Source organism: Thermanaerovibrio velox DSM 12556, assembly GCF_000237825.1.
In the GTDB taxonomy this organism is placed as follows: Bacteria; Synergistota; Synergistia; order Synergistales; family Synergistaceae; genus Thermanaerovibrio; species Thermanaerovibrio velox.
The window spans coordinates 764,879-787,982 of record NZ_CM001377.1 but is presented as its reverse complement, the minus strand read 5'-3'; the positions used below and the strand labels follow the sequence as shown (position 1 = coordinate 787,982).

The following is a 23,104-nucleotide window of genomic DNA, read 5'->3' as shown; positions in this document are numbered from 1 at the left end:
GTTTGTCAGGAAGGCCGTTTTAAGAAAGGACCGGCGGCGACCTACTCTCCCACGGGTACCCCCCGCAGTACCATCGGCGCTGGAGGTCTTAACTGCCGGGTTCGGCATGGAACCGGGTGTTTCCCCTCCGCTATGGCCACCGGAAATCTTGTGCAACCCTTTGGGTTACATGAGGAAGATGGGGTTAAGGCCTCGGCATATTAGTACCGGTCAGCTCAACGGCTCACACCGCTTACACCTCCGGCCTATCAATCCTGTCATCTTCAGGATGCCTTACCTGGTTTCCCAGTGGGGGATCTCATCTCGGGGCCGGTTTCCCGCTTAGATGCCTTCAGCGGTTATCCGATCCGAACATGGCTACCCGGCTTATGCGGCTGGCGCCACAACCGGTACACCAGCGGTTCGTCCACTCCGGTCCTCTCGTACTAGGAGCAGATCCCCTCAAATCCCCTACGCCCGTGGTGGATAGGGACCGAACTGTCTCACGACGTTCTAAACCCAGCTCACGTACCGCTTTAATGGGCGAACAGACCAACCCTTGGGACCTTCTCCAGCCCCAGGATGCGACGAGCCGACATCGAGGTGCCAAACCTCCCCGTCGATGGGAACTCTCGGGGGAGATCAGCCTGTTATCCCCGGGGTAGCTTTTATCCGATGAGCGATGGCCCTTCCACTCGGTACCACCGGATCACTAGGACCGACTTTCGTCTCTGCTCGAACTGTCGCTCTCACAGTTAAGCCACCTTATACCCTTGCGCTCAACTCGCGATTTCCATTCGCGATGAGGTGACCTTCGCGCGCCTCCGTTACTCTTTAGGAGGCGACCGCCCCAGTCAAACTGCCCACCTGACAGTGTCCCGCTTAGCGGTTCAGCTCTAGCGGTTAGAATCCCGGCAACCTAAGGGTGGTATCCCAACGACGGCTCCATCACACCTGGCGGCATGACTTCAAAGCCTCCCACCTATCCTGTACAGAGATTGCCAAAATCCAATATCAGGCTACAGTAAAGCTCCACGGGGTCTTTCCGTCCCACCACGGGTAACTGGCGTCTTTACCAGTACCACAATTTCGCCGGGTCCCTCGTCGAGACAGCGCTCAGATCGTTACACCATTCGTGCAGGTCGGAACTTACCCGACAAGGAATTTCGCTACCTTAGGACCGTTATAGTTACGGCCGCCGTTTACTGGGGCTTCGGTTCAAAGCTTCGCCTTGCGGCTAACCTCTCCCCTTAACCTTCCAGCACCGGGCAGGTGTCAGACCCTATACCTCGGCTTACGCCTTCAGCAGAGTCCTGTGTTTTAATTAAACAGTCGCCTGAGCCTGGTTTCTGCGACCCCAGTCAGCTCCGTCAGCTTATAACTTCACCAACCAGGGCACCCCTTCTCCCGAAGTTACGGGGTCAACTTGCAGAGTTCCTTAACGAGGGTTCTCCCGTTCACCTTTGCCTTCTCAGCTTGCCCACCTGTGTCGGTTTGCAGTACGGGCACCAAGAGCACTCCCTAGAGGCTTTTCTCGGCAGCATGGCTTCAATGCCTTCCCGCGTATAAACGCAGTCCCCATCAGATCTCAGAGTTACGACAGAACGGATTTGCCTATCCTGTCCCCCTACCTCCTTAGACCGGGACTTCCATCACCCGGCGCACCTAGCCTCCTGCGTCACCCCATCGGTAATAACGCGCCCTCAGTGGGGCCGGATTGTCTACCGGCTGTCCATCGCCTACGCCTTTCGGCCTCGGCTTAGGTCCCGCCTAACCCTGGGCGGACTGACCTTCCCCAGGAATCCTTGGGCTTCCGGCGGGCAGGGTTTACACCTGCCTAACGCTACTCATGCCGTCATTCTCACTTCCGTACAGTCCACCGCGCTTCACAGAACGACTTCACCCCGTACAGAACGCTCCCCTACCCATGTACAGCCTTGCTGCACATGCATCGGCTTCGGTGCCGCGCTTAGCCCCCCACATTTTCGGCGCAGGGGCGCTCGACCAGTGAGCTGTTACGCACTCTTTCAAGGATGGCTGCTTCTAAGCCAACCTCCTGGCTGTCTCAGCTCCCCCACATCCTTGTAACACTTAGCGCGGGCTTCGGGACCTTAGCCGGATGTCTGGGCTCTTTCCCTCTCGACCACGGATCTTCTCACCCGTAGTCTCACTCCCAACTACATGTAACGGTATTCGGAGTTTGGTTGAGCTCGGTAGACCCATCGGCCCCCTCACCCATCCAGTAGCTCTACCCCCGTTACACCTTTCGTCGAGGCTGCACCTCAATGCATTTCGGGGAGAACCAGCTATCACCGTACTCGATTAGCTTTTCACTCCTATCCACACCTCATCCAAGCCTTTTTCAACAGGCCCTGGTTCGGTCCTCCATCCGGTGTTACCCGGACTTCAACCTGGACATGGATAGATCGTACGGCTTCGGGTCTATGGCATGCGACTTACGCCCTATTCAGACTCGGTTTCCCTGCGGCTCCAGTCCTCTAAAGACCTTAACCTCGCCACACACCATAACTCGACGGCTCATTTTCCAAGAGGCACACCGTCACCACTAACGTGGCTCCGATTGCTTGTAAGCACGCGGTTTCAGGTCTATTTCACTCCCCGCCAGGGGTGCTTTTCACCTTTCCCTCTCGGTACTGCTCCACTATCGGTCGCCAGATGTATTTAGCCTTAGACCGTGGTCGGCCCTGATTCAGACGGAATTCCACGTGCTCCGCCCTACTCGGGATCGCGTCTAGCCAGAGTACACCCTTTCGCGTACGGGGCTATCACCCTCTGCGGCCCGCTTTCCCAACACGGTTCCGCTAAAGTGTACCTTTCTCACTGACCGGGCAAGATGCGGCTCGCCCCCAACACGTCCCACTACCCACAGTACGCAACGCCCGCACGCTTACACGCACCGTGTTTAGGCTGCTCCCCTTTCGCTCACCACTACTCAGGGAATCTCTTCGATTTCTCCTACCTTCGGCTACTGAGATGTTTCACTTCGCCGAGTGCCCGCCTCTCTCAGAGGCGCCGGGACTGCTCCCGGCAGGTTGCCCCATTCGGATACCCACGGATCAATGGCCGCTTGCGCCTCCCCGTGGCTTTTCGCAGCTTGCCGCGTCCTTCCTCGGCATCTGGCGCCTAGGCATCCCCCGCGTGCCCTTACTACCTTAACCCCATCTTCCTCATATAACCCCAAAAAGGGCCTTTGTCATTGTCCAAGGCATAAAAATGGTGGAGATGAGCGGATTCGAACCGCCGACTTCCTGCGTGCAAGGCAGGCGCTCTCCCACTGAGCTACATCCCCAACTAAAACTGGTGGGCCGAGGAAGATTCGAACTTCCGACCTCACGGTTATCAGCCGTGTGCTCTAACCACCTGAGCTATCGGCCCACTGACGGCGCAACGGACAGCAACGACGCACTGATGCTTCTCCTTAGAAAGGAGGTGATCCAGCCGCACCTTCCGGTACGGCTACCTTGTTACGACTTCACCCCCCTCACCAAGCATACCTTAGGCGCCTCCTCCCCTCGCGGGTTAGGCCGGCGACTTCGGGTACACCCAACTCGGGTGGTGTGACGGGCGGTGTGTACAAGGCCCGGGAACGTATTCACCGCGGCTTGGCTGATCCGCGATTACTAGCGATTCCGGCTTCATGCAGTCGAGTTGCAGACTGCAATCCGAACTGGGACCGGCTTTCTGGGATCCGCTCCACCTCGCAGCTTCGCTTCCCTCTGTGCCGGCCATTGTAGCACGTGTGTCGCCCTGGGCATAAAGGCCATGATGACTTGACGTCGTCCCCACCTTCCTCCGCCTTGTCGACGGCAGTCTCGCCAGAGTCCTCGGCTCTCCCGTTAGTAACTGGCAATAGGGGTTGCGCTCGTTGCGGGACTTAACCCAACATCTCACGACACGAGCTGACGACAGCCATGCAGCACCTGTGTACGCTCCTCGAGTCTCCCCAAGGTCGTTCGACTTTCATCTCCCTACCACGTACATGTCAAACCCAGGTAAGGTCCTTCGGTTTGCATCGAATTAAACCACGTGCTCCACCGCTTGTGCGGGCCCCCGTCAATTCCTTTGAGTTTCAGCCTTGCGGCCGTACTCCCCAGGCGGGATGCTTATCGCGTTAACTCCGGCACGGAAGCCATACGACCCCCACACCTAGCATCCATCGTTTACAGCTGGGACTACCGGGGTATCTAATCCCGTTCGCTCCCCCAGCTTTCGCGCTTGAGCGTCAGTCGCGGTCCAGGAAGCCGCCTTCGCCACTGGTGTTCCTCCCGATATCTACGCATTTCACCGCTACACCGGGAATTCCACTTCCCTCTCCCGCACTCCAGCCAAACAGTATCGACCGCAATCCGCAGGTTGAGCCCGCATCTTTCACAGCCGACTTATCCAGCCGCCTACGCGCTCTTTACGCCCAGTAATTCCGGACAACGCTCGCCCCCTACGTATTACCGCGGCTGCTGGCACGTAGTTTGCCGGGGCTTCCTCGTAAGGTACCGTCACTTCCTTCTTCCCTTACAACAGAGGTTTACATCCCGAAGGACTTCTTCCCTCACGCGGCGTCGCTGGGTCAGGCTTCCGCCCATTGCCCAATATTCCCCACTGCTGCCTCCCGTAGGAGTCTGGACCGTATCTCAGTTCCAGTGTGGCCGTACACCCTCTCAGGCCGGCTACCCGTCATCGCCTTGGTAGGCCATTACCCCACCAACTAGCTGATAGGCCGCGAGCCCATCCCGCACCGGATCTCTCCTTTAACGCTCTCGCGCCTATGGGGTATTAGCTGCCGTTTCCAACAGTTGTCCCCCTGTGCAGGCCAGGTTCTCACGTGTTACTCACCCGTCCGCCACTAACCAATAGGATCCAGCGAACTTTCACCCATCGGCCCGTTCGACTTGCATGTGTTAAGCACGCCGCCAGCGTTCGTCCTGAGCCAGGATCAAACTCTCCTAGCAATTCATTAACTCAAAGGCGTCTTGCTATCCATCGCGCCGTATTCAGTTGGCATGGTGCCGGTCGCCATCGGCGACAGGGGGTAGTTTATCACGACTTCCCAGATCGCACAACCCCCCCAGGCAAAAATTTTTCTACCCCCAAGGTGCTATAATCACCCATACCTATAAAGACCTTTTTGCTATCGATAAGGAGGCGCCATGAAGATATCCCTTACCGCAAAAAGACAAGGAGGCGTAGTGAAGTTCCTCCTGTCAACGCTTCTCCTGTTGGCCCTTTTGGGGGCCGCGGCTGCCTCAGTGGGGCTGACGTTCTTCCTTCGAGAGGTCTCCTCTCAACTGCCAACCACCGAGGAAATCCTATCCAAGCAACCTAGCCAGGCCAGCACCATCCTAGACAGAAACGGCAGGGTCATAGCCAAACTCTACGAGGAGGACAGGACCATCGTCCCCCTGGATAGGGTTTCCCCTTGGTTCATCAAGGCCGTGCTCGCCGCGGAGGACAGCGAGTTTTACGAGCACCAGGGGCTGAGTCTGTCCGGCATAGTCCGGGCAGTCCTGGTGGACCTCCTGCATAAAAAGGCAAGGCAGGGGGGAAGCACCATAACCCAGCAGCTCGCCAGAAACATGTTCCTCTCCCACGAGAAAAAACTCTCCAGAAAGATAAAGGAAGCGGTCCTGTCCCTGCGGCTAGAAAGGGTTTACACGAAAGACCAGATCCTTGAGATGTACGTAAACACAATTTACATGGGGCATGGCACATACGGGATCGGCTCCGCCGCCCAGGTATACTTCGGCAAGTCCCCATCAGATCTCACCCTATCGGAAGCGTCAGCGCTGGCGGGACTCATCGCCGCTCCGGAGTACTACTCCCCACTTAAAAACCCATCCGCCTCCAAGGTGCGCCAAAGGTACGTTTTAAACCGCATGCTGGAGCTCGGATGGATAACCGCAGAACAACACAAGGCCGCAGAGTCCACCCCCCTACGTCTCATAGGGCGCAGGTCACCAGCTAAGTTCCAGCAGGAAGCCCCTTACTTCGTCTCCTACATCCTATTCAAAAACCTGCTCCCCACCTACGGAACCGGGACCATATACAGGGGGGGACTCACCATCCAAACCACCCTGGATCTGGACATACAGCGGTTGGCTGAGAAGGCCTTCGCCCATTTGAAGACCGAGGGGGCCTTGGTGGCCCTAAACCCCGACACCGGCGAAATACTCGCCATGGTGGGGGGGCATAACTTCGATAAGAGCAAGTTCAACAGGGCGGTACAGGCCTTCAGACAGCCGGGATCCGCTTTCAAACCAATAGTCTACGCCACCGCCATGGAGGCGGGCTACAGACCCGTGGATCACCTGCTGGATCGCCCCCCTCTCCTTCCCTAACGGATGGGCTCCTAAAAACTATGACGGAGGCTACGACGGCGAGGTCTCCATAATCGACGCACTGACGAGGTCCCTTAACACCCCAGCGGTAAGGCTTGCCCAGGTGGTGGGAATAAAGGCCATAAAGGACACCGCAAGGGCAATGGGCATAACATCCCCCTACCTGCCCGATGACCTATCCATCGCCCTTGGATCAACCAGCGTCACCCCCCTTGAGATGGCCTCCGCTTTCTCTTGCTTTGCCAACGGCGGCTACCGGATAACCCCCTTCGCCATAAAGGAGATACGAACTCCCTCCGGAGAGGTGCTGGAGAAAAACGGGCCACAGCTGGAAAGGGCTATATCCCCGGAATCGGCACTGGAGATGAGAACTCTGCTGGAACAGGTAGTTCTGTGGGGCACTGGAAAGTCCGCGTCAGTAGCAGGCTATCAGGTGTTCGGGAAAACAGGCACCACCAACGATTGGGGAGACGCGTGGTTCGTAGGAGGAGTCCCAGGCCTCGTAGCAGTGGTCTACGCCGGCAACGATAACCACAAATCCCTCGGTCCCAAGGCCACCGGCGGTAAGATCGCAGCCCCAATATGGAGGGAATTCGTTCAAGGGGTCGTTAAGGTTAGAAAACTGCCCCAAAGATTTCAAATTCCCTCGGACGTTAACGTGGAATTCATTAAACTGTGCAGAAAAACGGGGTTCCTGGCCACCCCCTCCTGCCCATCCTCTTACCTGGCCGTCAAATCCGGACAAGCACCAACCGCCCTATGCCCCATGCATGGTGCCAGCCTAAGCGCTGCCAACGCTGACCCCAATGCACCTCAACTGCTCCTGTCCCCCATGGACGACGATTACACCGTCTCCAAATACTCCATGAGGTACGGCGGATCGTCCCCTGCCGCATCAAACCCCTCTAACAGCACGCCTAACCCGGTTGCCGTTCCAACAAAGACCCAAAAGCCCCAGGGAACAGCTGCGCCAGCTCCAAACCCGTCATTCAACCCCTACAAGGCGGACCCAAGTCCATCCAGCGAAGTGGAGAAGAAATATGAAAACCTGCTAAAAAAGTACAACATCAGCGATTAATTCCAAAAAATCAGGAGGAGGGGGATCCCCCCTCCTCCTATTACGCTACAGCAACACTCCATACATCCCATTAAAACATGAACCTCAAATAGCATCCAGTCTAATACCCCATGGGTTGGGCACCGCTATACGCTGAAAACACAAAAGGGACATAACGATCGGTCATGCCGGATATGTGATCCACTATCCTCTGGGCATCCCAATCCTCCTTGCTCCTCTCGAAATGCTCGAAGAGAGACGATATGAGATGATCCACCTTAGGCTCCTCCTCCATTACCCGCTTGGACCTATAGAGCCTCTCGTTCAAGAACACCCTTAACTCTTCCATTACCGATATCATCGTGCCGCTGAACGCTATACGATCTCCGCTTTGACTTTGACATATAACATCCTCCACCATGGCCCCTATGCGCTGGGAAGCCTTCATCCCCAACCGAGCCACTCTAGCCGGCAACTCCTCAGGCCTTACGAAACCAGCCCTTATGGCGTCATCAAGGTCGTGGTTAAGGTAAGCTATGGAATCGGAAACCCTGACCACCCAGGCCTCCAGGGTTGAAGGGGCATCCAGGTCAAAACCCTTGGAAACATCCACCTGTCCCTTGGAGTGTTGAAGTATCCCCATCCGAACCTCCCAAGTGAGGTTCAATCCCCTTCCGTCCCTCTCCAGGCGGTCCACCACCCTGAGGCTCTGAGATGCATGATGAAATCCCCCTAAGCCTCTCTCCAAACTAAGCCTGCTCAAGACCCGCTCACCCATGTGTCCAAACGGAGTATGCCCTAGATCATGCCCCAAAGCTATGGCCTCCGTGAGATCCTCGTTCAAGAAAAGAGCCCTGGATATGGTCCTCGCCACCTGGGCTACCTCCAGGGTGTGCGTAAGACGGGTCCTTATGTGATCTCCCTCGGGCAGCAAAAGGACCTGGGTCTTGTGCTTTAACCGTCTAAAAGCCTTAGAGTGGATTATCCTGTCCCTATCCCTCTGAAAACATGTGCGGAAAGCACAGGGCTCCTCCTCAACCTCCCTGCCCTTGGATTGGGACGCAAGACACGCCTTCGGAGAGAGGGTCTCCTCCTCCCGGCGCTCCAAAATCCTCCTGACCTCCAAAAAACTCCCCCCCATACAAACGGGGCGGAAGGCCAAGACCATCCGCCCCGTTTAATACTCCCGTTTGCCACCAAACCCCAAAACCCGACAATGAACCTCAACAGGCTTAAAAGCGGGGGACACACCCCGCTACGTCGGGAGAGGTTAGTCTATAAGCCCCATGGCCGCATGGGCCGCAGCCAACCTGGCCACCGGCACGCGGAACGGAGAACAGCTAACATACTTCAGACCCAGACGGTGGCAGAAAGCAATGCTCTTGGGGTTCCCACCGTGCTCACCGCATATGCCTATCTGAATGTCCTCCCTCTGGGCCCGCCCCTCTGACACCGCTATCTCTAGAAGACGGCCGACACCGGAACGATCCAGGACGTGGAAGGGGTTATCACCTAAGATGTGCATCCTCACGTACTCCGCAAGGAACTTGCCCTCCGCATCATCCCTGGAATAGCCAAAGGTGGTCTGGGTGAGGTCGTTGGTCCCGAAGCTGAAGAATTCCGCCTCCTTGGCCAAATCCCCTGCTATAAGGGCCGCCCTCGGAACCTCTATCATGGTACCTACCATGTAGGGGATCTTCCGCCCCAGCTCTGCCTCAAAACGCTGAGCCATCCGATCAACCATCTCCCTAAGGCGACGCATCTCTTCATAGGTACCAACCAGGGGCATCATTATGTCCGGATATACCTCCACCCCCTGCCGCATAAGCTCCACTACCGCCTCAAATATGGCCTCCACCTGCATCTCATATATCTCGGGGTATATTATCCCCAAACGGCAACCCCTGAAGCCCAACATGGGGTTCGCCTCCTTAAGGCTCTCGGCCCTCTGGATAAGCACCCTAATCTTGCAAGCCTCGGGGGAATCTCCCTTGCCCTGGGCGATCAACTCCTCAAGACGCTCTGTCATCTCCGGGACCTTAGGCAGGAACTCATGAAGCGGAGGATCCAGGAGACGTACCGTAACCGGCAACCCCTCCATGGCCTTGAATATCCCTACGAAATCCTCCTTCTGCATCACCTTAAGCTTGCCAAGGGCCTCTAAACGCTCGTCCCGATCGGTTGACGCCACCATCTCCTGCATCACCGGCAAGCGGTCCGCCTGCATGAACATGTGCTCGGTCCTACAAAGCCCTATGCCCTTAGCCCCAAACCCCCTGGCCCTTTCCGCATCCTCCGGAGTATCCGCGTTGGCCCAGACCTCCAACTTGGACACCCGATCCGCAAAGGACAACAACTCCCGGAAGTCCTCGGTGAAACTTGGCTGTACCAAGGGCAGCGCTCCATAGGCCACCAATCCCCTTGACCCATCTATGGTTATGACCTCGTGGCGGCGTATCTCCTTGCCCCCAACTCGCATAACCCCTTTGGCCAAATCTATGTCCAGAGCCTCACAACCAGAGACACAGGGCTTGCCAAGACCTCGAGCCACCACCGCCGCGTGGCTGGTCATGCCACCATGGCTAGTGAGTATACCCCTTGCAGCGAAAAGACCATGTATATCGTCCGGCGTGGTCTCCGGCCTCACCAGTATCACATCTTCTCCGTTCTTCCCCATCCGCTCCGCCTCATCGGCGTCAAAGACCACCTTGCCAACCGCTGCCCCTGGGGACGCCGGAAGCCCCTTGGCCAAGACATCGAACTTAAGCGACGGATCCAGCTGGGGATGCAGGAGCTGCTCCACCTGGTCAGGGGTAACCCGTTTTACAGCCTCCTCCTGGGATATGAGGCCCTCCCTCACCATGTCAACCGCGACCTTAACCGCCGCCTTAGCGGTCCTCTTACCGTTGCGAGTCTGAAGAAGATAAAGCTTACCTCGCTCCACCGTGAACTCTATGTCCTGCATGTCCCGGTAGTGCCTCTCCAGAAGGTCCGTAAGCCTCACCAGCTCGGAATAAACCTCCGGCATGGCATCCTTAAGATCCGATATGGGACGGGGAGTCCTTATACCAGCCACCACGTCCTCCCCCTGGGCGTTCACCAAAAACTCACCGTAGAGCCGCTTTTCCCCCGTAGATGGATCCCTGGTGAAGCATACCCCGGTACCACAATCTTCCCCGAGGTTGCCGTAGACCATGGACACCACACAAACCGCGGTACCAAGGTCATCGGGGATCTTGTGTATGTTCCTGTACGTCACCGCCCTTGGAGTGTTCCAGCTCTTAAATACCGCCTCCACCGCACTCCGAAGCTGATCCCAGGGATCCGTGGGGAACGAAATCCCCTTGGACTCCACAAGCCTCAAGTACTGCCCCACCAGCTTCTTAAGGGAATCCGCGGTCAGCTGATGATCGTAAGAACAGCCCTGCTCCCCCTTTGCCCTGGAGAGGAGGAACTCGAACTCACCTATCTCAAGGCCTAACACCACATCCGAGAACATCTGAATGAAACGCCTGTAACTATCCCAGGCAAACCTCTCATCCCCAGAGGCCTCCGCCAAGGCTTTCACGGTGGTCTCGTTGAGCCCAAGGTTCAATATCGTGTCCATCATGCCAGGCATCGAAACGGGGGCTCCGGAGCGGACGGACACCAGCAGGGGATTTCGCTCACCCCCAAAAACCTTGCCGGTCCTCTCCTCAAGCCGAGCCACCGCATCGGACACCTGGGGCCACACGGAGTCCATAAGACCACGGGGATCCACCCAGTAGGCCTTACAGGCCTCGGTGGTTATTATGAACCCCGGAGGAACCGGCAAACCTATGTTCCACATCTGAGCCAGGTTCGCCCCCTTGCCACCCAACAAACCCTTCATCTCTGCGCTTCCATGCTCGTACTCGTAAACCCACTTTTCCCCAGACATAAGGTTACCCCCCTAGCTTCTCTGGCACTCTTTAGGCTCTTCCAGCGCAACCTTTAAGGGCTACTTTCCTATGTAATCCAGGATCTCCTGGGCAGTCTCCTCTATGGCCCGATTGGTAACGTCGAACACCCTGCAACCTATGCGCCTCATTATGGACTTGGCGAAACTAAGCTCCTCCTCTACCCGCTCCCACTGGGCATAGGATGACACGTCCGCATCAAGCCCTAAAACCTTAAGCCGTTCACGCCTTATCTGTATCAGCTTCTCCGGTGCTATTACCAACCCCACGACCCGCTCTGCGGGGATCTTGAAGAGCTCCGCCGGGGGCTCCGCTTCCGGCACAAGAGGCACGTTAGCTGTTGCCACCCCCTTGTGGGCAAGGTACATGGACAGGGGGGTCTTGCTGGTCCTGGATACGCCCACCACCACCAGCTCCGCCTGGTCCAACATCTCAGGAGACCTACCATCGTCACAGCGGATCGCGAACTCTATGGCCTTAACCCTGCGGAAGTACTCCTCATCCATACGCCTGAGCAACCCAGGGGTCTCCAATGGTTGCCTGTTGAGCCGCCGGCCCAGTATCTCAAGGATGGGGCCAAGTATGTCAACCACCTCATTACCCTGCTCCTGGGCTTTCTTTACGAACCATCTGCGAAGGCTGTGGTCCACGAGGGTGCACACCAAAACCGCATTCCTATCCTTTGCGGCCTTGAGGACCTCCAACCCTCTCTCCTCATCGCTCACGTAACGGAAACGCACCAAGTTAACCGCATCCGGCCCAAACTGGCTAACCGCCGCCCTGGCAACGTGCTCGGCAGTCTCCCCAGTGAAGTCAGAAACCACGTAAAGCTCCACGAGATCGGGGCTCATCATCGCACCTCGCCTTTAAGCTTTGTGAAATCCCCAATTAGGTCGAACAACCCCTGGGCCTCCCTTAGTATACCAAGCCTGCGGGCCCTTACCGATAGATCCTGATCCATCACCATAACACCATCGAAGAAACGGCTAATCGGCCCCTCCAGACGGTGCAGAAGACGGGCCATCTCATGCCAGTCAAAGGAGCTCAAAGCCCCCTCCACCAGAGGCCTAACCATCTTAAGCTCCTCCAGCAGCTCCAGCTCTACGCCCTCCGCGCCGCTGAGATCCTCTCCGATGACCTCGTCCTTAGCCTTCACCAGGATGTTCCGAACCCTTATGGCAGCGGTGACCAGGTTTGAGAACCAATCCTCCTCTTTAAGACCATCTAAAACCTCTATCAGCTTTAGGGCTTGCAGAGGCCTCCTTCCAATACAATCCACCGCGAGGCCCACAAGACCGTGGCTAAAATCCCGCTCCTTAAGCTGAACCACAAGCCGCTGCCGGAAGAAATCAAAAGCCCGATCCAACACCTTCTCATCAGAACCGAGTATCTCCGCAGCCTTGCGGAACAAGAGGTCCATAGACACGTCCAAGTTAAGACCCCAGATTATCTCGTTTATGCACCGGGAGGCACGCCTTAGACCGTGAGGATCCTGGGAAGCGGTGGGCTCCAGCCCCACGTGGTGAATGGCCACTATGGTGTAAGCCCTTTCTGCCAAGCCTATGATCGCCCCAACCACACCCTTGGGAAGCTGATCTCCCGCGAATCTAGGCAGGTACTGCTCGTATAGGGCCAAAGCCACCTCAGGATGTTCCCCGCCGCAACGGGCATACTCCCTACCCATGACCCCCTGCAACTCCGGGAACTCATAGACCATGCTGGTCACAAGGTCCGCCTTGGATAGGAAAGCGGCCCTATCCACTAAATTCCGCTTATCCCCAAGGCCGAGATGATCCGTAAGCCAAAGGGCCAGCTCCCTGATGGACTCCACCTTCTGGTACAAAGATCCCAGCTTCTCTTGGTAGACCACCGCCTTAAGATCCTCCACCCGGCTGGCAAGCCCTTTCTTCCGGTCCTCCTCCCAGAAAAACGCCGCGTCTGAAAGACGAGCCCTTAGGACCCTTTCGTTACCGTCCCTAACGTTCTGCATCACCGTAGCCTGGTTATTGCTTATACCCACAAAGAAGTTCACCAATTTGCCATCCCGGTCACGAACCGGGAAGTAGCGCTGGTGTTTCTTCATCGTGGTGGTGAGGACCTCTTCTGGTATGTCCAGATAGGACTGGTCAAAGGTACCGTAAAAAGGCACGGGGTACTCCACCAGGTTTACGTTCTCCTCCACCAGATCTTTATCCAGTTCCACCCTGGCCCCCATCTCCTTCTCCAAGGCCGCCACGGCGGACAACATCTTCTCCCGCCTCTTCTCCGGATGAGCTATGACGAACTCACTGTAAAGCAGTTTAAGGTAATCACCGGCGCTGGGGATCTCTATGCTCCTCTTCCCCAAAAACCTATGCCCGCGGCTCACCCTGTCGCTCCTTACATTGCCAACAGAAACCGGAATTACATCGCTGCCCCAAAGGGCAACAAGCCACCGGATAGGCCTGGCAAATCTGACCGAGGGGTCGCTCCAATACATGTTCTTTGGGAAGATCAAACGCTTAAGCAAGCGCTGCAGCATCTCAGGCAGAAGATCGAACGTCTTGCGACCCTCCCTGCGGACCACCGCAAAGGCGTAAGCCGCACCACGGACCTCCCGCATCTGCAGGGACTCAACGCCCACACCGCGGCTCTTAGCAAACCCCAATGCCACCTTGGTGGGGTAACCATTAGAATCGAACGCCTGACTCCAAAGAGGTCCTCTCACCTCCTCCTCAACGTCATCCTGCCTCTCGTTCAAAGACCTCACGTAAAGGGTAAGCCTCCTGGGGGTGCCATAGGACTCTATGCCACCGTACTTCAACCCCGCACCTTCAAGCTCTTCTCTGGCCAGTCTCTTAATCTCCTCAAGGCCAAAGGATAGGAAGGATGCGGGTATCTCCTCGGTACCTATCTCAAAGAGAAGATCTCTAACCGACATCATCCTCACTCACCTCCCCCAAAAGATGCGTCAAAAGCCTTGAACTTGCCCATCAGGGGATATCCCATGGCCTTCCTCTGCTCCCAGTAAGCCCGGCAACAAGCTCCCGCCAAGGCCCTGACCCTGGCTATGTAACCGGTCCGCTCGGTAACGCTTATGGCACTCCTGGCATCAAGCAAGTTGAAAGTGTGAGAGCACTTGAGAACGTAATCATAGGCTGGAAGGACTAGACCTGCATCTAGCACCCTCCTGGCCTCCCTCTCATAATGGGACAAAAAGCTCAAACAGCATGTTCGGGTCAGAAACATCAAAGTTATAGGTAGAATGCTCTACCTCCCCCTGATGATGAATATCCCCGTACTTGACATCCCCAACCCACTGGAGGTCGTAAACGCTGTCCACCTTCTGGACGAACATGGCAATGCGCTCCAAACCATAGGTTATCTCCGCTGGAACCGCCTCCATGTCAATACCACCCACCTGTTGGAAGTAGGTGAACTGAGTAACCTCCATGCCGTCAAGCCAAACCTCCCATCCAAGGCCCCACGCACCTATGGTTGGGGATTCCCAATCATCCTCCACGAACCTTATGTCGTGCTCAGATGGGTCTATCCCAAGGGCCCTAAGGCTGTCTAGGTATATGTCCTGGATGTCATCAGGAGCGGGTTGGACTATCACTTGATACTGATAATAGTGCTGGAGACGGTTAGGGTTCTCACCATACCTTCCGTCAGTAGGACGCCTAGAAGGCTCCACGTAAGCCACCCTCCAGGGCTCCGGCCCCAACACCCTTAAGGTGGTAGCGGGATTCATAGTGCCAGCCCCAACCTCTATATCGTAAGGCTGCTGAATGACACATCCCTGGTCTGCCCAGAAACGCTCAAGCCGCATCACTATCTCCTGAAAGTTCAAACCCCTTCCCTCCCCAAAATTATGTTCGCTTCAAATAAAAGCCCCTTCATCCACCGGATTATTCGCTTCCAAACATAAAGCCGATCGCCCGTCAAAGGAGCCCTAAAATGCCCAATACCCCATTCCACAAAATCGTCGTGCCCCAAGTACAAGGTCCTAAGCAGCTCCCCCATAACTTCCGGCTCCCAAGCAGCATTAGAACCGCAGCACACGACCCCTTCTTCCCCAAGCCCCCAGCGAGAGGTCACTTGGGAACCACACCTACAGCACCTTAAAAGATCCGGCATTAAACCCTCCTGCCTTAACCATCGGCCCAAAAACCTGGCAACAGCAACAACGGGCAAAACACCCGCCACAAGCCCACTGTAAAAGGACCACAAGAGCCTCAGCAGGTCATCTCGCTGTATCGTACAAGGCAGAAAGGCAAGAAGCTCGCAGACCTCCATAAAGCACTTAAGCGCATCTGGCCGGCCGGATAGATCCAAGTAACTGGCCCTTACCACCGCATCCTTAAGCATAATGGACCTCTGCCCTCGATGGAAGGAGAACTCCCCCCATGACATGACCTCCGAAGCTCCCCCAAGGGTTGACCTGCCTCCCAGGGGAACCGTGGCCCAAAGGGCGCCGTAACCCCTAAGAAAGAATAGAGCCCGGCGGCTCCTTTCCCTCTCCTCCTTCCTAAGGACCACTCCCGAGGCCGTGAAAGGACCTCGGGGGGGCGAGGTCGCAATTAAGATGAAGCGGAAGGGACAGTTTCATGACTCACCACAACACCCGTATCACTGACCGTATCCCAAATTTCTCAACATGGATGGGTTCTTTCGCCAGCCGGGCCTCACCTTTACCCACAGATCCAGAGCCACCGGATAACCAAAAAACCTCTTCAGCTCCTCCTCCGCCGCAATCCTTATGGATCGAATCATCCTGCCCCCAGAACCTATCAGAATCCCCTTCTGCCCCTCTTTTTCCACCACTATGGATGCCCTTATCTCAAGGGTCTTCCTATCCGGATACTCTTCGGGGCTCTTAAAGGACTCCACAACCACCGCCACACAGTGGGGGACCTCCTCCTCTACCGCGAGGAACACTTTCTCCCTTATTATCTCCTCCGCCAGGAAGCGCTCCGTCCTGTCTATCAAGAACTCCTCAGGGAACAAGGGCGGCGACTCCGGCAGCCAGCCAACCATCGTATCCTTTAAAACATCGAGGTTGGTCCCTTGAACGGCCGATACCGGTACTACCGCGTCAAACCCATATCGGTCCTGGAATAGGGCCACCACGTCCCAAAAATCGTCCTTGCGCTTAAGCAGGTCAACCTTGTTTACACAAAGAGCAGCGGGACGGCCAGCCTCGCATATCCACTCAAGCACCCGCTCGTCCATGGCGGAAACCCTGTCACAAGTGGCATCCACCACAAAACAAATACCACACACCTCTTCTAATGCGGCCCTAATCTGAGAGATCATGAACCTCCCAAGGTCGTGTCTAGGCTCGTGAACACCCGGGGTGTCCACTAAGACTATCTGGTAACCCTCACCATTCACTATCCCCCTTATGGCGTGCCTGGTGGTTTGAACCTTTGGAGAAACCGCCATTACCTTCTCTCCCACCAGGGCGTTTATCAATGAGGACTTACCAACGTTAGGCCTCCCTAATAAGGCCACACAACCTGCCCTGTAGGGATCTTGAGTCATCGGCTCCCTCCCCCGATCTCACTAGACTCCTCCAGATCAAAACCGTATGGGAGCAGTTCCCTGGCAAGCACCTCCACCCGACGCCCCCCCCACTGGAAAAGCACCAACATCTCCGGGTTATGCTCCATCAGAACCTGACGACAGGCTCCACAGGGGGAGCAGTTGACCTCCTCTGGGCCTCTAACCGCTATGGCCACTGGATTGGAACCACCTGCAGCCACCATCGAACAGATGGCGGAGCGCTCGGCACACTGGGTGAGCCCGTAGCTACCGTTCTCAACGTTACACCCAAGGAACACCTTCCGGTCCACACACATCAATGCAGCTCCAACGGAAAACCCAGAATACCTGCTGTAAGCCCTCTCCCTTGCCTTAAGCGCCAGCTCCCAAAGACTGTCCAGTTCCTCCACTGTAAGATCCACCATCGGCTACTCCTCCAATCCTAGGCCTTCCCGGTTCCTGAACCTAACCTCAAGAATCCTGTAGTTCTTCACCCTGGTTACCTCTATAACCCAAGGGCCATATTCAATGGACTGGCCTTCCTCCGGGAAACCACCGAACAGAAACAGGACCAACCCCCCTACGGTGTCCACATCCTCCGCCTCAAAGGTGTAATCCAAGGCGTCGGAAAGATCCTCCAGGTGCACGTGTCCCTGGACCAAGAAACCATCTCCATCGGCCTGTATGGGGGGAACCTCCTCGTCGTACTCATCCTGTATCTCCCCCACTATCTCCTCTATCAGATCCTCCAAAGTCACCAACCCTGCGGTGCCCCCATACTCGTCAACCACTATGGCCATGTGAACCCTAGCCTTCTTCATCCTGTCGAACAGCTCCGCCACCTTCATGGTCTCCGGGACGAAGAGACTGTCCCTCTTGCACTCAACCACGGGTCTGTCCACATCTCCAACCGTTAGGTTTCGAAGCAGGTCCTTAACATACAGGATCCCCACGATGTGGTCCATGTCTCCATCGTAGATGGGCATCCTCGAATGGCCGCTCTCCATAAATATGCCTATGGCGTCCCTCACGGAGCTGGAGGATGCCACCGCGGTCACATCCGTGCGGGGAACCATTATCTCGGAAACCCTGGTCTCCTCGAAGGATATTATCCCATGGATCATCTTCCTCTCATCCTCCTCGAGGACCCCGCTAGCACTGCCCTCCTTGACTATGTGGTCTATCTCTTCCCGGGTGATCAGCGTGGAGGTATCAAGCCTAACCCCAAATATGCGGCCCACTAGGGAGACCAACATCTCCGCCAGTGAGACCACAGGCCACAGGATAACGCTTAAAACCCTTATAAGGGGCAGCAGGGAAACAACAAAGCCATCAGGTCTAGCTATCGCAGAGGCCTTCGGCAGGATCTCGCAAAAGAAAACTATGACCGCGGTCATCAGGAAAACGGAAATCCATATGCCCTTGCCCCCTACCAAGGTCACCGCCACCGCAGACGCAATGGCGCTGGAGGCTATGTTTACCAGGTTGTTCCCCAAGAGGGTAACCATTAAGGCCCTCTGCCTGTTGGAAGATAGCCAGGAGATAAGACCCCTTCTAGCCGGGCTAACCTCCTCCAATGTGGCCAGCCTGGCCCTAGATACCGCGGTCATCGCGGTCTCCATGGCACTAAAAACGAAAGACATCAAAAGAAGAAATAAAAGATACAGAAGTTTACTGCCTACCTCTTCACTCACGGAGCTTCCCTTCCTTTGAATATCATGAAGATACTAAAAAACACTGCCGGAATGGCCCCATTATAACGTAAGCCCCACAAGCTCATCCTGAAGGCGCCACATGATCTCCCTTGCTTCATCCTCCAGGTGATCGTAGCCCAAAAGGTGTAGAAAACCATGATGAATTACCAACAACAACCCCTTCTCAAAGCTGCCGTCCAAACTCTCCACCGCCCCAGGACATATCACCACGTCTCCAAGCGGCAAAACCTCCCACTCAGGGAGAACAACCCCCCCCTCCTCCTCCCATAGGGGAAAGGACAGCACATCGGTGACCGAATCAACTCCCCTGTATTTTAAATTAAACTCTGTCATTTGTTCATCATCAACAAAAGTAACCCCCACCTGGACCTTGGATACCGCCGAAGGGAGCTCAAAACGGGCTCTAAAGAACCCTTCCCATGCGGAACAAATCGCTGCCTCCCTACCGGACAGCTCCACCGGCAAATTGCCCTGTATCTCCATGGCAACCTCAACGGCCAACCGAATCATCCTCCCTCTTTAAGGCCCTGAATGGGACGCACTTGCCTCGTGTGTCTCATTGATCTGAGCGCCCCGACAAAAGAATCCCTTATTATACGAATCTCCCGCATGGTGAAGTCCACGTTGTCAAGCTGCTTCGAATCCATCTTGGACTTTATGACCTCGTCAACGAGGCCCTCCACCTCCGAAGGGTCCTCCAATCGATGTTCCATGGCCTTGGCGGCAGCTTCTACCGAATCCGCCAACATCACCAGCGCGGTCTCCCTGCTGCGAGGAGCAGGCCCGGGATAGGAGAACTGATCAATGGGCACATCCTCCCCCATGGCCCTTGCCTTCCTGTAAAAGTAAGCCAGACAGGTGGTACCGTGGTGTTCGGAGATGAAATCCTTCACAAAATCCGGCAATCCGTATTCATCCGCCAATTCAAGACCATCCCGCACATGGGACAATATCACCAGCGCAGACAGGGAGGGCGATAAACTGTCGTGAACGTTCTCTCCCCCACCCTGGTTCTCTATGAAGAACTTGGGCCTCCTCAACTTGCCTATGTCGTGATAATAGGCCCCAGCCCTTACCATAAGGCCATCCATCCCCAACAACTCAGCCGCTCCGCCAGCCATGGCACCAACAGCCAGGGAATGGTGGTACGTCCCAGGAGCCTCCAGCTGAAGACGCCTTAGAAGCGGATTGGATGGGTGACTCAGCTCCATGATCATAAGAGGAGACAACACCCCAAAGAGCCTCTCCCAAAGGGGAAGCAAAGCCAAAACAACGCTTGGCCAAAGCAGGCACAAAGCCCCATATTGTAACAGCACAGCAGAATCCAACGGGAAACCAAAACCCCACCTGACAAATATGGACATCAGGGATATGAGCACGAAATAATAGGTCAGACGATAAAGCAAGGAAAGCCTAGAGGAAATCCCCCTGAGGAGTGAATACCCCAAACCAGCGGAAAGCACCGCTTGGAGCGTCTGTATCGCCGCCATGGGAGGAAAGTATATGAAGCATATTATAGCCCCCACTATCCCCCATCCAACCGAAATGCCAAAGGCAACGACAGGGGCAAGGACTAAAAACAACCAAGAGGCCACCGCCGCCGGGAACATAACGTCTAAAAGCAAAGAAGACATCCCAAGCTGCAGCCCCCAACACAGGAAGATAACGGTCACGGCAAAACCCCAATGAGAGGGCTCCAACGAATAAGATCTTCTGCCGCTGTCTGCCCTAGAGAAGAGAGACCAGGACATGTTGCTCCAGAACGCAACTGCGAAGAAAGCCCACAAAAACCGCTTCCAAGGAAATTCCCTGTCCCTATATCCCTCCGCAGCCAGAAGCCTAGCTATATCCTCCGTAACCATCTGCCCCTCGTAGACGATCACGTCCCTAGCCCTTCCCTTGGTCTGGGAAGACACCAAAAGCTCCCATAGGATCTGAAAAACCACGTTCTTCTGGGCTTGGGGAATGGAAAGGTTATCCAACGCCTTCCATATCTCATCGTCAACCCCAAGAACCCCGCCGCCGGTTCTACCCAAACCGCCTTCCCTCAAAACAAGCTCCCCAGTGGCTATAGCAGCGGATATAAGCCTATCCCTTGTGACAGGATCAAAGGACGAGATCAACCCCACCAGCTTCTGAGAAAGAACCTGATTCGGATCAATCTTGAGCGCGTTCAATGAGCTCAAAAAACCCTCTGATGGGCTTTCTGCCTTTACGGACCAAAGCCGCATCCTGTAGGTCCTTGGGGAAGGCTCGCCTATTCTAAAACCCGTGGGGAGCTCTACCAACCACCAGTTAGCTACAACCCCCAATATGGACAGGAAAACCGTGAGGACGACAAAACCACATCTCCTCCTGTCAAGGTTCCAGTTATAAACAACCCTGACTCCCCTACTCATAAGTGGCTTACCGTTAGATGTCCCTTGCCCTAGCCTCGTAGTCCTCATAAGCCCTCACTATCTTCTGCACTATCGGATGCCTTACCACATCAGAGGCAGAGAGCCTCACGAAAGAAATTCCAGATATGCCACCAAGTATTGCCTCAACACCTAAAAGCCCCGAGTCCTTGCCCTGAGGAAGGTCTACCTGGGTAACATCTCCGGTAACCACAGCCTTGGAACCAATACCCATACGGGTAAGGAACATCTTCATCTGCTCTGGAGTGGTGTTCTGAGCCTCATCCAGTATAATGAAGCTCTCGTTCAAGGTTCGACCGCGCATGTAAGCCAGAGGGACTATCTCTATAACCTTGCGGTCCAACAGCCGCATAAACTTATCGGGGCTTAGAAGGTCAAAGAAAGCGTCATACAGCGGCCTTAGATACGGCTCAACCTTCTCCATGATGTCCCCCGGGAGGAAACCCAGCCGCTCCCCCGCCTCCACCACGGGACGCACCAAAACTATCCTGCTTATTTCGCCCCCCTTTAAGAAGGGACAGGGCAAACGCCGCAGCTAGATAGGTCTTCCCCGTTCCAGCAGGCCCTATCGCAAAGGTGACCTCGCTTTCCATAAGGGCCTTCACATAATCGATCTGTCCGCTAGTATGAGGCCGAACCTGCCGCCCCTTGGCGGTCTGATAAACCACCGGGGAATCATCCCAGCGGTCCAACAGGGTCGACTTGCCACCCCGCTTTATCTCATCCATAGCCTCCCTTAGAACATGAAGCTCTATGGGAAGCCTCCGGTCATCCATCTCCCCAAGACGGGACAGCAGGTCCGCAACGCCACGGACCTGCGATTCATCCCCGCCTTTTAACACTATGAGATCCCCTCGACCTAGAACTTCAAGGTCAAACTCCCTCTCTATCTCCCTGATAACCTGGTCCTGTCCAGGAAAGGGTCTGACCCTCAGACTTAAAGACCTGCTCCCGGATCCCAATTCCATGGATAACCTATACCATCCCTAGCCTTCTCTCTTTACCGCAGCCACATCCGGGAAGGAACGCTTTATAACCTGCTCAACCTGAACCCTAAGCGTCTCCTGCGCAAAAGGACACGTCCCGCAAGCACCGGTAAGAGACACCCTAACCACCTTGGAGGCCTCATCGAAACCCAGAAACTCTATGTCACCCCCGTGAGACTGAAGGGCCGGCCTTATCTCCTGGTCGATCAGCTTCTTAATTCCCTCTTCCATCAACATCACTACCCCTCTCAATTTAATTTATCAACCACATGCCCCGCAAACCCAACCTGTCCACAGGACCAAGCACTGAAACGCCTTAGTTTCCAATCTCCTCAGACGCCTTAGCACTATCCCAAAGGGCATCCAACTCATCAAGGGAAAGATCACCAAGTCCCTTCCCCTCCGAGGCCGCACGGCCCTCCATGGCCCTAAAACGCCTGATGAATTTGTCGCAGGTGCCCCTTATGGCCTCCTCCGGATCCACTCCCAATCGACGAGAAAGGTTAACCACCGCAAAAAGCAAGTCCCCTATCTCCCCCGCCAGCATCTTGGGATCCCCCAGGACAACGGCCTCCCTAACCTCTCCAAGTTCCTCCTGGATCTTTGAGAAAACCGGTTCCTGATCACCAGCGGGCCAGTCAAACCCCACCTTTGCAGCCCTCTCCTGAATCCTAAGGGCCCTTAAAAGACCAGGCAGAGCGCTCGGTATCCCCGCCATGGCGGAGTGATCCTTATCCTCCCGCCTACGCTTCAAAGACTTTATGGCCTCCCAGTTCCGGCTCACCTCCTCAGCGGAAGAAACCTCGGTCCCCCCGAAGACGTGAGGATGCCTCTCCACCAGTTTTGCTAAAAGCGAATCAATCACATCCCCAAGGTGAAAGCGCCCTTCCTCCCTGGCTATCTGAGAGATGAACACCACCTGAAGGAGCAGGTCCCCTGCCTCCTCCTTTATCCCCTCCAGATCCCCTGAGTCAATCGCCTCTACCAGCTCAAAGGCCTCCTCTATTATATACCGCTTTAAAGAATCTATGGTCTGAGCCTTGTCCCAGGGACAACCCTCAGGGGACCTGAGCTTCTCCATAAGGGCCACCAGCTGATCAGCCCTACCCCCAATAGTGGGTTCCAACTTATCA

16 protein-coding genes, 2 tRNA genes, 3 rRNA genes and 1 pseudogene are annotated in these 23,104 nt (G+C 55.6%); 2 read left to right on the top strand and 20 right to left on the bottom strand.

Going from position 1 to position 23,104, the window contains the following annotated elements; genetic code table 11:
- Positions 1–28 precede the first annotated feature (28 nt).
- From rrf to THEVEDRAFT_RS03700, 5 genes are all read right to left on the bottom strand, one after another.
- Positions 29–144: ribosomal RNA gene (gene rrf, locus THEVEDRAFT_RS03720) — 5S ribosomal RNA — on the bottom strand.
- 36 nt (positions 145–180) lie between these two features.
- A 23S ribosomal RNA gene (locus tag THEVEDRAFT_RS03715) occupies positions 181–3,158 on the bottom strand.
- A 56-nt stretch (positions 3,159–3,214) separates the two neighbouring features.
- Positions 3,215–3,289, bottom strand: a tRNA-Ala gene (locus THEVEDRAFT_RS03710).
- A gap of 9 nt (positions 3,290–3,298) precedes the next feature.
- A tRNA-Ile gene (locus THEVEDRAFT_RS03705) sits at positions 3,299–3,375 on the bottom strand.
- A 47-nt stretch (positions 3,376–3,422) separates the two neighbouring features.
- Positions 3,423–4,946, bottom strand: a 16S ribosomal RNA gene (locus THEVEDRAFT_RS03700).
- The 16S, 23S and 5S rRNA genes sit together here with 2 tRNA genes alongside, the layout of an rRNA operon.
- Positions 4,947–5,144: 198 nt before the next feature.
- Between THEVEDRAFT_RS03700 and THEVEDRAFT_RS10105 the strand changes: the two genes are divergently transcribed.
- Positions 5,145–6,332 (top strand): transglycosylase domain-containing protein, encoded by a 1,188-nt coding sequence (locus tag THEVEDRAFT_RS10105; protein WP_281054551.1) that lies wholly within the window; start codon positions 5,145–5,147, stop codon positions 6,330–6,332.
- Positions 6,298–7,410, top strand: a complete 1,113-nt coding sequence (locus THEVEDRAFT_RS10100; protein ID WP_342610186.1) for a penicillin-binding transpeptidase domain-containing protein — start codon at positions 6,298–6,300, stop codon at positions 7,408–7,410. The genes THEVEDRAFT_RS10105 and THEVEDRAFT_RS10100 overlap by 35 nt, the downstream gene beginning before the upstream one ends.
- 100 nt (positions 7,411–7,510) lie before the next feature.
- Here THEVEDRAFT_RS10100 and THEVEDRAFT_RS03690 read toward each other — a convergent pair whose 3' ends face one another.
- The 15 genes and pseudogenes from THEVEDRAFT_RS03690 to mazG form a co-directional block, all read right to left on the bottom strand.
- Positions 7,511–8,515, bottom strand: a complete 1,005-nt coding sequence (locus THEVEDRAFT_RS03690) for a deoxyguanosinetriphosphate triphosphohydrolase (RefSeq protein ID WP_245522724.1) — start codon at positions 8,513–8,515, stop codon at positions 7,511–7,513.
- A 144-nt stretch (positions 8,516–8,659) separates the two neighbouring features.
- The gene (gene ppdK / locus THEVEDRAFT_RS03685) at positions 8,660–11,308 is read right to left on the bottom strand and encodes a pyruvate, phosphate dikinase (protein ID WP_006583385.1); all 2,649 of its coding nucleotides are present in this window, start codon (positions 11,306–11,308) and stop codon (positions 8,660–8,662) included.
- A 60-nt stretch (positions 11,309–11,368) separates the two neighbouring features.
- Positions 11,369–12,178 carry a pyruvate, water dikinase regulatory protein gene (locus tag THEVEDRAFT_RS03680; RefSeq protein WP_006583384.1) on the bottom strand — a complete coding sequence of 270 codons (810 nt, stop codon included), beginning with the start codon at positions 12,176–12,178 and terminating at the stop codon, positions 11,369–11,371.
- Entirely contained in the window at positions 12,178–14,250 is a 2,073-nt protein-coding gene (glyS, locus tag THEVEDRAFT_RS03675; RefSeq protein ID WP_006583383.1) for a glycine--tRNA ligase subunit beta, read from the bottom strand. Before glyS ends, THEVEDRAFT_RS03680 begins: the two co-directional genes overlap by 1 nt.
- A gap of 2 nt (positions 14,251–14,252) precedes the next feature.
- Positions 14,253–15,159 (bottom strand): annotated as a pseudogene (glyQ, locus tag THEVEDRAFT_RS03670) (glycine--tRNA ligase subunit alpha).
- The gene (gene recO, locus THEVEDRAFT_RS03665) at positions 15,156–15,848 is read right to left on the bottom strand and encodes a DNA repair protein RecO (RefSeq protein ID WP_006583381.1); all 693 of its coding nucleotides are present in this window, start codon (positions 15,846–15,848) and stop codon (positions 15,156–15,158) included. The pseudogene glyQ and the gene recO overlap by 4 nt, the downstream one beginning before the upstream one ends.
- A 90-nt stretch (positions 15,849–15,938) precedes the next feature.
- The gene (gene era, locus THEVEDRAFT_RS03660) at positions 15,939–16,853 is read right to left on the bottom strand and encodes a GTPase Era (RefSeq protein WP_006583380.1); all 915 of its coding nucleotides are present in this window, start codon (positions 16,851–16,853) and stop codon (positions 15,939–15,941) included.
- Positions 16,850–17,278, bottom strand: a complete 429-nt coding sequence (locus THEVEDRAFT_RS03655; RefSeq protein WP_006583379.1) for a cytidine deaminase — start codon at positions 17,276–17,278, stop codon at positions 16,850–16,852. Before THEVEDRAFT_RS03655 ends, era begins: the two co-directional genes overlap by 4 nt.
- Before the next feature lie 3 nt (positions 17,279–17,281).
- On the bottom strand, positions 17,282–18,547 hold the full coding sequence (locus tag THEVEDRAFT_RS03650) for a hemolysin family protein (protein WP_006583378.1): 1,266 nt from the start codon (positions 18,545–18,547) through the stop codon (positions 17,282–17,284).
- 60 nt (positions 18,548–18,607) lie between these two features.
- Positions 18,608–19,069 (bottom strand): rRNA maturation RNase YbeY, encoded by a 462-nt coding sequence (ybeY, locus tag THEVEDRAFT_RS03645; RefSeq protein ID WP_006583377.1) that lies wholly within the window; start codon positions 19,067–19,069, stop codon positions 18,608–18,610.
- A gap of 5 nt (positions 19,070–19,074) precedes the next feature.
- A complete protein-coding gene (locus THEVEDRAFT_RS09140; protein WP_156787102.1) occupies positions 19,075–20,967 on the bottom strand; it encodes an HDIG domain-containing metalloprotein in 1,893 nt (630 codons plus the stop codon).
- Positions 20,968–20,980: 13 nt separating this feature from the next.
- Positions 20,981–21,451 carry a PhoH family protein gene (locus THEVEDRAFT_RS09850; RefSeq protein ID WP_281054558.1) on the bottom strand — a complete coding sequence of 157 codons (471 nt, stop codon included), beginning with the start codon at positions 21,449–21,451 and terminating at the stop codon, positions 20,981–20,983.
- Positions 21,396–21,953, bottom strand: coding sequence for a PhoH family protein (locus THEVEDRAFT_RS10095; RefSeq protein WP_281054550.1), 558 nt, complete (start codon positions 21,951–21,953; stop codon positions 21,396–21,398). Before THEVEDRAFT_RS10095 ends, THEVEDRAFT_RS09850 begins: the two co-directional genes overlap by 56 nt.
- Before the next feature lie 18 nt (positions 21,954–21,971).
- Entirely contained in the window at positions 21,972–22,208 is a 237-nt protein-coding gene (locus tag THEVEDRAFT_RS03630) for a NifU family protein (RefSeq protein ID WP_006583374.1), read from the bottom strand.
- Between the two features lie 79 nt (positions 22,209–22,287).
- A complete protein-coding gene (gene mazG / locus THEVEDRAFT_RS03625) occupies positions 22,288–23,097 on the bottom strand; it encodes a nucleoside triphosphate pyrophosphohydrolase (protein ID WP_006583373.1) in 810 nt (269 codons plus the stop codon).
- Positions 23,098–23,104: the final 7 nt, after the last annotated feature.